This window comes from Sphingosinicella microcystinivorans, from assembly GCF_027941835.1.
In the GTDB taxonomy this organism is placed as follows: domain Bacteria; phylum Pseudomonadota; class Alphaproteobacteria; order Sphingomonadales; family Sphingomonadaceae; genus Sphingosinicella.
Genome location: NZ_CP116005.1, coordinates 2617677 through 2630269, shown reverse-complemented (window position 1 = coordinate 2630269; position 12593 = coordinate 2617677). Strand labels below are relative to the sequence as shown.

General features: G+C 68.8%; 15 protein-coding genes. 11 read left to right on the top strand and 4 right to left on the bottom strand.

The features are described from left to right. Nucleotides 1–96: 96 nt before the first annotated feature. From PE061_RS12710 to PE061_RS12695, 4 genes are read left to right on the top strand one after another with little or no spacing between them, the layout of a single operon-like run. Nucleotides 97–675, top strand: a complete 579-nt coding sequence (locus PE061_RS12710; RefSeq protein ID WP_271255649.1) for a hypothetical protein — start codon at nucleotides 97–99, stop codon at nucleotides 673–675. Nucleotides 676–726: 51 nt separating this feature from the next. Then, complete coding sequence (locus PE061_RS12705; RefSeq protein ID WP_271255648.1) at nucleotides 727–984, top strand: HPr-rel-A system PqqD family peptide chaperone; 258 nt, start codon at nucleotides 727–729, stop codon at nucleotides 982–984. Next, entirely contained in the window at nucleotides 981–1871 is an 891-nt protein-coding gene (locus tag PE061_RS12700; RefSeq protein WP_271255647.1) for an HprK-related kinase A, read from the top strand. Before PE061_RS12705 ends, PE061_RS12700 begins: the two co-directional genes overlap by 4 nt. Continuing rightward, nucleotides 1850–2908, top strand: a complete 1059-nt coding sequence (locus PE061_RS12695) for a nucleotidyltransferase family protein (RefSeq protein WP_271255646.1) — start codon at nucleotides 1850–1852, stop codon at nucleotides 2906–2908. Before PE061_RS12700 ends, PE061_RS12695 begins: the two co-directional genes overlap by 22 nt. On the opposite strand, the gene gph is transcribed toward PE061_RS12695, so the two are convergent. Continuing rightward, a complete protein-coding gene (gene gph / locus PE061_RS12690) occupies nucleotides 2877–3560 on the bottom strand; it encodes a phosphoglycolate phosphatase (protein WP_271255645.1) in 684 nt (227 codons plus the stop codon). The genes PE061_RS12695 and gph overlap by 32 nt on opposite strands. A gap of 97 nt (nucleotides 3561–3657) precedes the next feature. On the opposite strand from gph, the gene glmU reads away from it, so the two are divergent. From glmU to PE061_RS12670, 4 genes are read left to right on the top strand one after another with little or no spacing between them, the layout of a single operon-like run. Beyond that, nucleotides 3658–5013, top strand: coding sequence for a bifunctional UDP-N-acetylglucosamine diphosphorylase/glucosamine-1-phosphate N-acetyltransferase GlmU (gene glmU, locus PE061_RS12685; RefSeq protein ID WP_271255644.1), 1356 nt, complete (start codon nucleotides 3658–3660; stop codon nucleotides 5011–5013). After that, nucleotides 5014–6837 carry a glutamine--fructose-6-phosphate transaminase (isomerizing) gene (gene glmS, locus PE061_RS12680; protein ID WP_271255643.1) on the top strand — a complete coding sequence of 608 codons (1824 nt, stop codon included), beginning with the start codon at nucleotides 5014–5016 and terminating at the stop codon, nucleotides 6835–6837. A 1-nt stretch (nucleotide 6838) separates the two neighbouring features. Continuing rightward, on the top strand, nucleotides 6839–7330 hold the full coding sequence (locus PE061_RS12675; RefSeq protein WP_271255642.1) for a GNAT family N-acetyltransferase: 492 nt from the start codon (nucleotides 6839–6841) through the stop codon (nucleotides 7328–7330). 9 nt (nucleotides 7331–7339) lie between these two features. Then, entirely contained in the window at nucleotides 7340–7711 is a 372-nt protein-coding gene (locus tag PE061_RS12670; RefSeq protein ID WP_271255641.1) for a tRNA-binding protein, read from the top strand. On the opposite strand, the gene PE061_RS12665 is transcribed toward PE061_RS12670, so the two are convergent. Further along, nucleotides 7708–8103, bottom strand: a complete 396-nt coding sequence (locus PE061_RS12665) for a response regulator (protein WP_271255640.1) — start codon at nucleotides 8101–8103, stop codon at nucleotides 7708–7710. The genes PE061_RS12670 and PE061_RS12665 overlap by 4 nt on opposite strands. 87 nt (nucleotides 8104–8190) lie before the next feature. On the opposite strand from PE061_RS12665, the gene gorA reads away from it, so the two are divergent. Next, nucleotides 8191–9534 carry a glutathione-disulfide reductase gene (gorA, locus tag PE061_RS12660; protein WP_271255639.1) on the top strand — a complete coding sequence of 448 codons (1344 nt, stop codon included), beginning with the start codon at nucleotides 8191–8193 and terminating at the stop codon, nucleotides 9532–9534. On the opposite strand, the gene PE061_RS12655 is transcribed toward gorA, so the two are convergent. Then, complete coding sequence (locus PE061_RS12655) at nucleotides 9531–10148, bottom strand: TetR/AcrR family transcriptional regulator (RefSeq protein ID WP_271255638.1); 618 nt, start codon at nucleotides 10146–10148, stop codon at nucleotides 9531–9533. The two genes, gorA and PE061_RS12655, sit on opposite strands and share 4 nt — an antisense overlap. A 219-nt stretch (nucleotides 10149–10367) precedes the next feature. Between PE061_RS12655 and PE061_RS12650 the strand changes: the two genes are divergently transcribed. Next, complete coding sequence (locus PE061_RS12650) at nucleotides 10368–11756, top strand: class II 3-deoxy-7-phosphoheptulonate synthase (protein ID WP_271255637.1); 1389 nt, start codon at nucleotides 10368–10370, stop codon at nucleotides 11754–11756. Nucleotides 11757–11834: 78 nt separating this feature from the next. Then, nucleotides 11835–12230 carry an MAPEG family protein gene (locus PE061_RS12645; protein ID WP_271255636.1) on the top strand — a complete coding sequence of 132 codons (396 nt, stop codon included), beginning with the start codon at nucleotides 11835–11837 and terminating at the stop codon, nucleotides 12228–12230. Nucleotides 12231–12234: 4 nt separating this feature from the next. Here the strand turns inward: PE061_RS12645 and PE061_RS12640 are convergent, their stop codons facing one another. After that, nucleotides 12235–12522 (bottom strand): hypothetical protein, encoded by a 288-nt coding sequence (locus tag PE061_RS12640; RefSeq protein ID WP_271255635.1) that lies wholly within the window; start codon nucleotides 12520–12522, stop codon nucleotides 12235–12237. Between the last annotated feature and the right edge of the window lie 71 nt (nucleotides 12523–12593).

The following is a 12593-nucleotide window of genomic DNA, read 5'->3' as shown; positions in this document are numbered from 1 at the left end:
AGAAACGCAGCGATGGTATGGTCCTTGCTTCCCATGAGGGCAAGACGGCGTATAGTGCGTATCCAGCGTGTATTTGACGGATTTCGGGACAAACTTATGACAGACGAACGCAAAACCGACGAGATGGAGCTGGCCGGCGGCAAGGCCTCGCGCCGCGCGCTCCTGCGGCTCGGCGCGGTGGCGGCGCCCGCGGTCGTCACGCTGCGTCCCGCGTGGGCGGGTGGCGGTCATCACGGCGGCGGTGGCGGCGGCGGAGCGGTCACGTCCGGGACGTGCCAGATCCCGATCGAGCGGCCGATCTGCAAGAAGGACGGCCGCTCGTTCATGGGCGGCAGCGAATACGAGCTGGCGTCGGACGACGACATGTTCGCGATGGCCTCCGCGGAAGCGGACGACGCGAGCCTCATGTCGCGCGGCGGCAAGGGCGGCGGCAAGAAAGGCGACGGCTACGGCGGCGGAGGCCACGACGACGGCAAGAAATGCTACCGGCCGCCGCACAAGGGCTATTACGACAGCAGCGAGCTTACGCTCGATTCGTCCGGGCGCAGCCCGATGTCGTTCGACAATGCCGACTCGTATGAAGCATTCGACGCGCACATGAGCTACATCCGCGATCTGAAGAGCGGCCAGCCGGGCTTCACCTGCCTTGCCTCGATCAAGATGCGAATCGGCTGACGGAGAGCACGGATCACCGCCTACCGGGCCGCGCCCCGCGACGCCTACGTCGTGCGGCCGGTCGATGACCTGACGCTCGTCTACCATCGCCCGTCGGGAACGACCCATGTCGTCTCCCCGGCTGTCGTCGCCATCCTCGACCTGCTACACGAGCGGACGCTCGGCATCGGGGAGGTCTGCGAACATCTTGCGGCGGCACATGATCTGGACGGGAGCGGCGACGACGTGGCCGCCGTCGTCGAAGCGCGGCTGGAGGAAATGGCCGCGATGGACCTCGTCGACAGGATTGCGATCGACAGGATTCCATGAAAGCTGACCGCTGGCCGGCGCGCACCCTTTGCATCGGCCCGGCCTCCTTCCATCTCCGCACACCGTTCGCGAGCGTCATGGAGGCGGTGAACGACCTCTACCGCGACTACCCGCGCGAAACGCCGGACGGCATCTACGACTACGCCGTCAGCGCCGTGCCGACGAGCCCGCTCAGGCGCTGGATACAGCCGAACCTGCGCCTGCAATGCGATTTCGAGCTGTTCGACACGCTGCCCCTGCCGAGGCGGCTCGGGATGCTCGGCATCGAGATGGGCATGAACCTCCAGATGGCGGTCGGCTATCGCCGTCATGTCGTGGTGCACGCCGCCTCGTCCGCGAACGGCGGCAAGGCCGCGCTGCTGATCGGCGATTCGGGCGCGGGCAAGAGCACGCTGTCGGCGCTGCTCGCCTGGCGCGAGGGCTGGCGGCATCTCGGCGACGAGTTCGCCCTGCTCGATCTCCACGCGCCGTTGCTGCACCCCTTCCCCCGCCCGATCTCGCTCAAGAACGCCTCGATCGCGGCGATGGAGGCGCGTGCGCCCGCCGACCGCTTCGGGCCGGTGCTCGAAGGCACGGTGAAGGGCACGATCCGGCACCTGCTGCCGCCCGCCGCCGCGATCGACGCGATGCGGACGCCCGCCGAGATCGCGCTCGTCGTCGCCCCGCACTTCGAAGAGGGCGCCGCCCCCGCGTGGCGGCCGATGACGCGCACCGAGACCTATGTGCGCCTCGCCGCCTCCTCGACCAATCAGGCGCTGCTGGGCGAGGCGGGATTCGAGGCGGTCTGGCGCTGCCTCGCGCACGCGCCCGCCTTCGACATCGTCTACGGGTCGAGCGACGACGCGCTGGACCTGTTCGAGACGCTGTGGCGCAAGGTGACGACGTGACCCCCGCGGCGATCCTCCACCGCGCGCTCGCGGACCCCGCTTCGATGCGGGCGCTGTCGGCGGACGAATGGAACGCCCTCATCCGCGTCGGCCGCGCCGAGCGCCTGCTGGGCACGGTCGCCGCGCGCGCAGCGCCGCTGTGGGACGCGCTGCCCGAGGGCGCGCGGGCGTGCCTTGCCGAGGAGCGCGAACTGATCCGCGCCGACCATCTCGCCGCCCGCTGGGAAATCGACCGCGCCGCGCTGGCGCTCGAAAACGTCGGCTGCCCGGTCATCCTGATGAAGGGGTCCGCCTACCTGCACGCCGGGCTTGCCGTCGCCGAGGGCCGCCGCATCGGCGATCTCGACATCCTCGTGCCGCGCCCCGCGCTCCCCGCCGTCGAGGCCGCGCTGCTCGCGCACGGCTGGGTGCCGGCGAAGGAAAATGCCTACGACGATCATTATTACCGCGCGTGGATGCACGAGCTGCCGCCGATGGTGCACAAGGAGCGCGGCGGCGTCATCGACGTGCATCACACCATCCTGCCGCTCACGGCGCGGCTGAAGCCGGACGCGGACGCGCTCATCGAAAGCCGCGTGCCCGCCGGAAACGGCCTGTTCGTGCTTGGCCCCGAGACGATGCTGCTGCACAGCGCCGCGCACGTCGCCTACGACGGCGAGTTCGAGGGCGGCGCGCGCAACCTGTGGGACATTCACGGCCTCGCGACGGATTTCGCGCGGACACAGGGGTTCTGGGACCGGCTCGCCGCGGCCGCCGACCGGCACCAGCTCCGCGTGCCGCTGTCGCGCGCGCTGCGGCTCGCGCAGCGGCTTTACGGGACGGCGGTGCCGGAGGCGCTCGTCGGCCGCATGGACCTCGTCGACCGGCTCGCGCTCCGCAAGCTCCACGGCCGCGATCGTTTCGGGCATCAGGGCGCGAAGCTGAGCGACCGGCTGCTCTACATCCGCGGGCACTGGCTGCGGATGCCGCCGCTGATGCTGGCGCGGCACCTCGCGCGCAAGGCGCTCAGGCGAAAAGAGCGGGTGCAACCCGTCTGAGCGTCGGCACCAGCGCGTCGAAATGGTCGATCATCGCGTCGGCGCCGAGCGTATCGGCCGGCACGTCGCTGTAGCCGAAGCTGGTGAGCACCACGGGCAGGCCCGCCGCGCGCGCCGCCTCCACGTCGGGCCGCGAATCCCCCACGAACGCGGCGCGCGCCGGATCGCCGCCCATCCGCGCCAGCGTTTCGAGCACGTGCGCGGGGTCCGGCTTCCTGACCGGCAGGCTGTCGCCGCCGAGGATGGCGCCGAACAGATCGCCCCAGCCGAGCGCGTCGATGAGGTCGACGGCGAGGCGTTCGGGCTTGTTGGTGCAGATGGCGAGGCGGCCGCCCGCGTCCGCGAGGGCGGACAGCGAGGCCTCGACCCCCTCCCACGGGCGCGACCCGACGCAGACGTTGGCGCCGTAGAATTCGAGGAACACCGGCACACCCGCGTCGAGCATTGCCTCGTCGCCGCCGCCGGTGAGCGCGAGGCCGCGCTCGATGGTGCGGCGCGCGCCGTGGCCGACCATGTGGCGCACGGCCTCGGGGTCCACCGCCGGGCGTCCGAAATGCGCCAGGACGTGGTTCATCGCCGCCGCGAGGTCCGGCGCGGTATCGACGAGCGTGCCGTCGAGGTCGAAAACGATGGAGGGGGCTGTCGGATTCATGCAAGCCTTTTGCCCGGCGTTATGGAAATGGCAATCCCGATATGGCACAGCGGCCGCAGGAATTGCCCAAGGAATTGATTGAGTCTGTGAGAGTTTCATGAGCCCCCGGCCCGTCGCCGCCATCATCCTCGCCGCCGGAATGGGCACGCGGATGAAGTCCGAAACGCACAAGGTGCTGCACCCGATCGGCGGGCGGCCGATGCTGCTGCACCTGATGGCGAGCGTGGACGCGATCGCGCCCGCGCGCACCGTCGTCGTCGTGGGCGCGCGCCGCGAGCAGGTGGAAACCGCCGTCGCGGGCACCGGAGCCGTCGTCGCGGCGCAGGAGCCGCAGCTCGGCACCGCGCACGCCGTGCTTCAGGCGAAGGCCGCGCTCGCCGATTTCGAGGGCGACATCCTCGTCCTTTACGGCGACGTGCCGTTCATCGAGAGCGCCACCATGCGGCTGATGCTTTCGAAGCTGAACGGCGCGGATGCGCCCGCCGCCGTCGTGCTCGGTTTCCGCGCCGCCGATCCCGGCGCCTACGGCCGCATCGACGCCGACGACGGCCTCATCCGCAAGATGGTCGAGTTCAAGGACGCCTCGCCCGCCGAGCGCGCCATCGACCTCTGCAACTCCGGCCTGCTCGCGGTCCGCTCCGCCGATCTCTGGCCGCTGCTCGAGCGCGTCGGCAACGACAATGCGGCGGGCGAGTACTACCTCCCCGACATCGTCATGCTGGCGAAGGCGGACGGGCGCGCCTCGCGCGTCGTCGAGACCGCCGAGGCCGAGGTGATGGGCATCAACAGCCGCGCCGAGCTCGCCGTCGCCGAGGCCCGTTTCCAGAACGAGCGCCGCAGCCACTTCATGAAGGAAGGCGTCACGCTCACCGATCCCGGCAGCGTGTTCTTCGCCTTCGACACGAGAATCGCGGCGGACGTGAGCATCGCGCCCAATGTCGTGTTCGGCCCCGGCGTTTCCGTGGGCGCGGGCACGCGCATCCACGCCTTCTCCCACATCGAAGGTGCAAACATCGGCGAAAAGGCGGAAATCGGCCCCTACGCCCGCCTCCGCCCCGGCACGACTCTCGCCGCCCACGTCAAGATCGGAAACTTCGTCGAAACCAAGAAGGCCGTGTTCGCCGAAGGCGCGAAGGCCAATCACCTCTCTTACATCGGCGACGCCAGCGTCGGCGCGAAGGCCAACATCGGCGCAGGCACGATCACCTGCAACTACGACGGCTTCTTCAAGTACAGGACGGAGATCGGCGCGGGGGCCTTCATCGGCTCCAACAGCGCGCTCGTCGCCCCGGTGAAGATCGGCGACGGCGCCATCGTCGGCGCGGGCTCGGTGATGACGAAGGACGTGGAAGCCGACGCGCTCGCAGTGGCGCGCGGCGTTCAGGACAGCAAACCCGGCTGGGCCGCGCGGTTCCGCGAGGCGATGACGGCCAAGAAGAAAGCGGCGAAGTAAATGTGCGGCATCATCGGCATTCTCGGCAAAAGCGACGTCACCGACCAACTCGTCGCGGGCCTCCGGCGGCTCGAGTATCGCGGCTATGACTCCGCGGGCGTCTGCACGATCGTCGACGGCCACTTCCAGCGCCGCCGCGCCGAGGGCAAGCTCGACAACCTCGCGAAGAAACTCGCGCTCGATCCCCTGCCCGGCCACACCGGCATCGCGCACACGCGCTGGGCGACGCACGGCGCGCCCACCGAGGACAACGCCCACCCGCACATCGTCGGCGACGTGACGCTCGTCCACAACGGCATCATCGAGAACTTCAAGGAGCTGCGCGACGAGCTTTCCGCCGAGGGCCGCAGCTTCGCCAGCCAGACCGACACGGAGGTCGTCGCCCACCTCGTCGCGCGCGAGCTTGAACAGGGCAAGGCCCCGATCGAGGCGGTGAAGGCCGTGCTGCCGCGCCTCCACGGCGCCTTCGCGCTCGCCATGATGTTCAAGGGCCATGACAATTTGCTCGTCGGTGCCCGTCTCGGCGCGCCGCTCGTCGTCGGGCTCGGCGAGGGCGAGAACTACCTCGGGTCGGATGCGCTTGCGCTCGCGCCGATGACGCAGAAGATCGCCTATCTCGAAGAGGGCGACTGGGCCGTGCTCAGCCGCGAGAGGATCGAGATCTTCGACCGCGACAACCGGCCGGTGACGCGCGAGGTCACGCTGTCCGGCGTCTCCGGCGCGATGATCGACAAGGGCAACCACCGCCACTTCATGCAGAAGGAGATTTTCGAGCAGCCGGTGGTCGTGGCGCAGACGCTGCAAGCCTACCTGAAGCCGCTCGACGGCAAGGTGGCGCTGCCCATCCCCGAGTTCGATCTCGCCGAGGTTCGCCGCGTCACCATCGTCGCCTGCGGCACCAGCTACTACGCGGGCCTCGTCGCCAAGTACTGGTTCGAGAAGTTCGCGCGCGTCCCCGTGGACATCGACGTCGCCTCCGAGTTCCGATACCGCGAGCCGGTGCTGGAACCGGGCGGGCTCGCGCTCTTCATCAGCCAGTCGGGCGAGACGGCGGACACGCTCGCCGCGCTCCGCCACTGCCGCGCCGAGGGGCAGAAGATTGCCGTCGTCGTCAACGTGCCGACCAGCTCGATGGCGCGCGAGGCGGACCTGCTGCTGCCGACGAACGCAGGCCCCGAGATCGGCGTCGCCTCGACGAAGGCGTTCACCTGCCAGCTCGCCGTGCTCGCCGCCTTCGCGGCGAACCTCGCGCGCGCCAAGGGCAAGATGACCGCCGAGGAGGAACGCGGCATCGTCCAGCATCTCGCCGAGGCTCCGGCAGCGCTGAACGCCGCGCTCGCGCACGACGAGGAGATCGAGAAGATGGCCCCGCTCGTGGCGGCGGCGCGCGACGTGCTCTATCTCGGGCGCGGCCCGGACTATCCGATGGCCCTCGAAGGCGCGCTCAAGCTGAAGGAGATCAGCTACATTCACGCCGAAGGCTATGCGGCAGGCGAGATGAAGCACGGCCCCATCGCGCTCATCGACGACAGCGTTCCCGTCATCGTCATCGCGCCCTCGGGGCCGCTCTTCGAAAAGACCGTCAGCAACATGCAGGAAGTCGCCGCGCGCGGCGGCCGCATCGTGCTCATTTCCGACGCGGCGGGCATCGCCAAGGCCGGAGACGGCGCGATCGCCACGATCGAGATGCCGGATTGCCACCCGCTCATCCAGCCGCTCGTCTACGCCGTGCCGGTGCAGCTCCTCGCCTACCACGTCGCCGTGGCGAAGGGCACGGACGTCGACCAGCCCCGCAACCTCGCGAAGTCCGTGACGGTCGAGTGAGATGACCGACCTCGTCATCCGCCCGGCGCGGAGCGACGACCACGATGCCGTCTGGTCCATCATCGGCCCCGTGTTCGCCGCCGGGGAAACCTATGTCGTACCGCGGGACTGGAGCCGTGATCAGGCGCTCGCCTACTGGTTCTCGCCCGCGCACAGCGTCTTCGTCTGCGAGGATGAGGGCACGGTGCTCGGCACCTGTTACCTCCGCGCGAACCAGCAGGGCGGCGGCGCGCATGTCGCGAACTGCGGCTACATGACCGCCGCCGGCGCCACCGGCCGGGGCATCGCCGCGCGCATGTGCGAACACTCGCTGGAGGCCGCGCGTCAGGCCGGTTTCCGCGCCATGCAGTTCAACTTCGTGGTCGGCACCAACACGCGCGCGGTTGCACTTTGGCAGCGCATGGGCTTTTCCATCGTCGGGCGCCTGCCCCGCGCCTTCGATCACCCGTCGGAAGGCGAGGTCGACGCGCTCGTCATGCACCGCTTTCTCTGAGTTTCCGTCATGCACCTGAACCACGATCCCGCCGCACCGATCGCCGAGACCATCGGCTTCGACCAGTTCCTCGCCGTCGACATCCGCGTCGGCACCATAACGGAAGCCGCGCCCTATCCCGAGGCGCGCAAGCCCTCGATCAAGCTGGTGATCGACTTCGGCCCGGTGATCGGCCGCAAGAGATCGTCGGCGCAGATCACCGCGCACTACACGCCGGAAAGCCTCGTCGGGCGGCAGGTCGCGGCGGTCGTCAACTTCCCGCCGCGCCAGATCGGCAAGTTCGTCTCCGAAGTGCTGACGCTCGGGTTCCCGGACGAGACCGGCGAGGTCGTCCTGCTCGCCCCGGCGCAAAAGGTGCCGGACGGCGGACGGCTGTTCTAGGCCTCGTCGCCCACCATGACGCGGAGCAACTGCTCCAGCTCGGCGATCTGGAACGGCTTGCTCACGAACGGCGCACCGCCGTGCGCCTCCGGCAGCACGGAGTCGCCGTCGTAGCCCGTCGCGAACACGAACGGGATGCCGCGCGCCTTCAGCCGGTCGGCGACCGCCCAGCTCATCTCGCCGTCGAGGTTCACATCGAGGAGCGCGATGTCGGCGTCCGTGGCCTCGGCAAGCGCAAGCGCCTCGTCGAGCCGGACCGCCGGTCCCTCCATCTCCCACTCCATGTCCTCGAACAGCGTTTCGAGCGACATGGCGACGAGCGGAGAGTCTTCCACCAGCAGGACCTTGCGCCGGGCAGGTATGTCCTGGGGCGCCGTTGCGACCGTTGTCATCTCACCCTACCTTCCCCGCGTTGCCGGATGTGTCCGGCAACCGCTACACAGCCGTAATCTACCGCCACAAAGGGCCCGACCGCAAATATGAACGCATACGACTATGACCTCTTCGTCATCGGCGCCGGTTCCGGCGGCGTGCGCGCGGCGCGGATTTCCGCAGGCTACGGCGCGCGCGTCGCCATTGCCGAGGAGTACCGCGTCGGCGGAACGTGCGTGATTCGCGGCTGCGTGCCGAAGAAGCTGCTCGTCTACGGCGCGCACTTCGCCGAAGACCTTGAAGACGCACGCCACTTCGGCTGGGCGGTGGAGGGCAAGCGCTTCGACTGGGCGACGCTGCGGGACAACGTGCTCTCGGAGGTGGACCGGCTCAACAAGGCCTATATCTCGACGCTCGAAAGCCAGAAGGTGACGATCCTCCACGGCCGCGCCGTGCTGGAGGACGCGCACACGATGCGGATCGGCGACAGGACCGTCACCGCCGACAAGGTCCTGATCGCGACCGGCGCGCACCCCGGCATCCCGGACTGCGAAGGCGCCGAACACGGCATCACCTCGAACGAGGTGTTCCATCTGGAAACGCTGCCGAAGCGCGTGGCGATCGCCGGCGGCGGCTACATCGCCAACGAATTCGCGGGCATCTTCAATGCGTTCGGCGTGAAGGTGACGCTCCTGCTGCGCGGCGACCGCCTGCTGCGCGAATACGACCAGCAGCTCGCCGAGCGCCTGCAGGCGATCAGCACCGCGAAGGGCATCGACTTCCGCTTCAACGCGCCGTTCCGCAAGGTGGAGAAGCAGGCGGACGGCAGCCTCCTCATCCATGCCGGGAAGGACGACCCGATCGAGGTGGACCTGCTCGTCTACGCGATCGGCCGCCCGCCCAACAGCGCGGGGCTGGGCCTCGAGGCGATCGGCGTCGACCTCGCGGAAAACGGCGCGATCAAGGTCGATGCCGACAGCCGCACCAATATCGGGAACATCTACGCCGTCGGCGACGTGACCGACCGCGTGCAGTTGACCCCGGTCGCGATCCGCGAAGGCCACGCCTTCGCCGACACCGTGTTCGGCGGCAAGCCGTGGCGCGTCGATCACGGCTGCATCCCGTCCGCCGTGTTCAGCCATCCGCCGATCGCCGCCGTCGGCCTCACCGAGGCGCAGGCGCGCAACACCTACGGCTCGGTGCGCGTCTATGCGTCCGACTTCCGGCCGATGAAGAACGTGCTGGCGAACCGGAGCGAGCGGTCGCTCTACAAGCTCGTCGTCGACGAAGCGTCGGGGCGCATCCTCGGGGCGCACATCATCGGGCCGGAAGCCGCCGAGATCATGCAGCCGCTCGCCATCGCGGTGAAAGCCGGACTCACCAAGGCCCAGCTCGACGAGACCGTCGCCATCCACCCGACGATGGCGGAAGAACTCGTATTGATGCGTTAGATCGCGAGCGCGTGGTTGGGGTCGACGACCGCCTCGATCATGCGGTCCACCTCGCTGTGCGCGATGCGGAGCTGGCCGTCGATGAGCAGCATCGACAGGCCGTGCACCAGCGACCATGCGCGCAGCGCCGCCTTGCGCCGCATTGCGGACGAGAAGCGCGGACCCGCGAGGCGGGCGACGGCGTCCTCGATATTGCCGGTGAGCGGTTCGATCGCGAACATCAGCGCGGCATCGCGGCTGGAATCGATCTGGTCGCTGAACATCAGGCGGAACAGCGCCGGGTTACGGACCGCGAAGCGGACATAGGCGCGGCCCATGTCGGCAAAGCGCACCGGCGTCACCACGCTGTTCGTGATCGGCTCGACCTGCACGGCGGTCAGCCGCTGGAAGCCCTCGATGGCCATCGCGGTCAGCAGCGCCTCCTTCGAGGCGTAGTGGCGATACACCGCAGCGGGGCTCACCCCCACCTCGCGGGCGACCTCGCGCAGGGCGAGATCCGCGCAGCCGCGGCGCTCGAGAAGCTCCAGGCCGGCGTTCAGCAGCGCCGTCTGGAGATTGCCGTGATGGTAACTGTTGGGCGCCTTGCGCTCATAAACCGGCGACTGTTTCAGCATGACACGAGTACCCCCGTCCCCCGGAACATGTGAACAATGTACGCATCAATGATTAATATCAAGTGCATTCATTGTCTTAGCCTGATCTTTTGCGACGAATTGTTACAAGAGCGTTAACCAGTCCCGCAAAAAGCCTGCGGCAAATGGCGCGCCGGGGGCTCCCGATCCCCAAGAAAGCATTGCTTGCGCTCCTTGAAGCGACACGCCAAAAGGCGCGCGATGAAGACGTCCGAGCGATCCTGGACCCCGGCCAGCTGGCGCAATTTCGAAGCGCGGCAGCTACCCGCCTATGCGGACACGGCAGCGCTTGCGGCCGTGGAAGGCGAGCTTTCGAGCTATCCGCCGCTCGTCTTCGCGGGCGAGGCGCGCGCGCTCGAAGCGCAGCTTGCCGACGTCGCGGCGGGCAAGGCTTTCCTGCTCCAGGGCGGCGACTGCGCGGAGAGCTTCGCCGAGTTCCACCCGAACCACATCCGCGACACGTTCCGCGTGCTCCTCCAGATGGCGGTGGTGCTGACCTTCGCGAGCCGGATGCCGGTGGTGAAGGTGGGCCGCCTCGCCGGCCAGTTCGCCAAGCCCCGCTCGGCGGACATGGAAGAGCTGAACGGCGTCTCGCTGCCGAGCTACCGCGGCGACATCGTCAACGACATCAACTTCGAGAGCGCGGCGCGCGCGCCGAACCCGCAGCGTATGCTGCGCGCCTACATGCAGTCCGCCGCGACGCTCAACCTGCTGCGCGCGTTCGCGCAGGGCGGCTTCGCGAACCTGCATCAGGTCCACAAGTGGAACCTCGATTTCGTCGGCCGCTCGCCGTGGGCCGAGAAGTACAAGGACGTCGCCGACCGCATCGGCGAGGCGCTCGCCTTCATGGAAGCGTGCGGCATCAGCCCGGAAACCGTTCCGCAGCTGAAGGGCACGGACTTCTACACCAGCCACGAGGCGCTGCTGCTCGGCTACGAGCAGGCGATGACGCGGCAGGATTCGCTCACCGGCCGCTGGTACGACACCAGCGCGCACATGCTCTGGGTGGGCGACCGCACGCGCTTCGAAGGCTCGGCGCACATCGAGTTCCTGCGCGGCGTCGGCAACCCGCTCGGCCTGAAGGCCGGCCCGAGCCTCCAGCCGGACACGCTCATCCGCCTGATCGACGCGCTCAATCCGGAGAACGTGCCGGGCCGCATCACGCTCATCAGCCGCTTCGGGCACGACAAGGTGGAGGCGGGCCTGCCGCCGCTCGTCCGCGCCGTGAAGCGCGAGGGGCGCCATGTCATCTGGTCGTGCGACCCGATGCACGGCAACACGATCAAGTCGGGCAGCGGCTACAAGACGCGCCCGTTCGACCGCATCCTCGCCGAGGTGCGCGGCTTCTTCGCGGTGCACCGCGCCGAGGGCACGCACGCGGGCGGCATCCACGCCGAGATGACCGGCCAGAACGTCACCGAGTGCACCGGCGGCGCGATGGCGATCACCGACGAGGCGCTCGCCGACCGCTATCACACGCACTGCGACCCGCGCCTCAACGCCGGGCAGAGCCTCGAGCTCGCCTTCCTGCTCGCCGAGAGCATCAAGGCCGAGGTCGACCTCGCCGCGCGCAGCCAGGCCGCCGCCTGACCCCTCGCCTTTCCGCCCGCTTGCGAAGCGGGGCCGAATGAGGGATCGTCGGTCCCTTCCAACGGGGGAGGGATGACCATGCCGATCGAACTCTATCTGCTGGGCACCGCCGCGGTGCTCGGCCTCGTCCATATCCTGTGGGCGGTGAACGTGAAGACCGCGCAGTACGGCACCCAGTGGAACATGGGCGCGCGCGATGCGGAGATGCCGCCCCTGAAGCCGCTCGCCGGGCGGCTGGCGCGGGCGCAGGCGAATTTCTTCGAAACCTTCCCGCTGTTCGCCGCCGTGCTGCTCGGCGCGCTCGCGGCCGACCGTCTCGGCTGGAAGACCGAACTCGGCGCGCACCTCTACCTCTGGGCGCGCCTCATCTACCTGCCCCTCTATGCGGCGGGCATCCCCAAGGTGCGGACGCTGGTGTGGCTGGTGTCGCTCGCCGGGCTGGTGCTGGTGCTCTGGGCCTTGCTGCTGGGCTGAGCGCTCATCGCCGTGTGGCGGACGTCTCCGGCCAGCACTTCTCGCAGCGCCGCCAGCACTTGATGTCGGGCATCACGTCGGCGGGCTTCACGCCCGGCGGCGGGTGCAGGCCGACGAGGATTTCCGGCGCGACCCCTTCCGGCGCGGCGCTCTTGTGGCAGAACAGGCAGCGCTGCCGATAGATCTGCGGCGTCAGCGTCTGGTTCGCTGCCTGATTCGGCATCGCGACGGCGGCGGACGAAAACGCCGCAATCAATCCGAGCGCAGGCAGAAACGGGCGGACTCTCCGCATGACGCACCCTCCAGAGACGGCAGGATACTCCGTCCCGGACAAAAACTTGTCAACCGTCCTAAATTGGACCG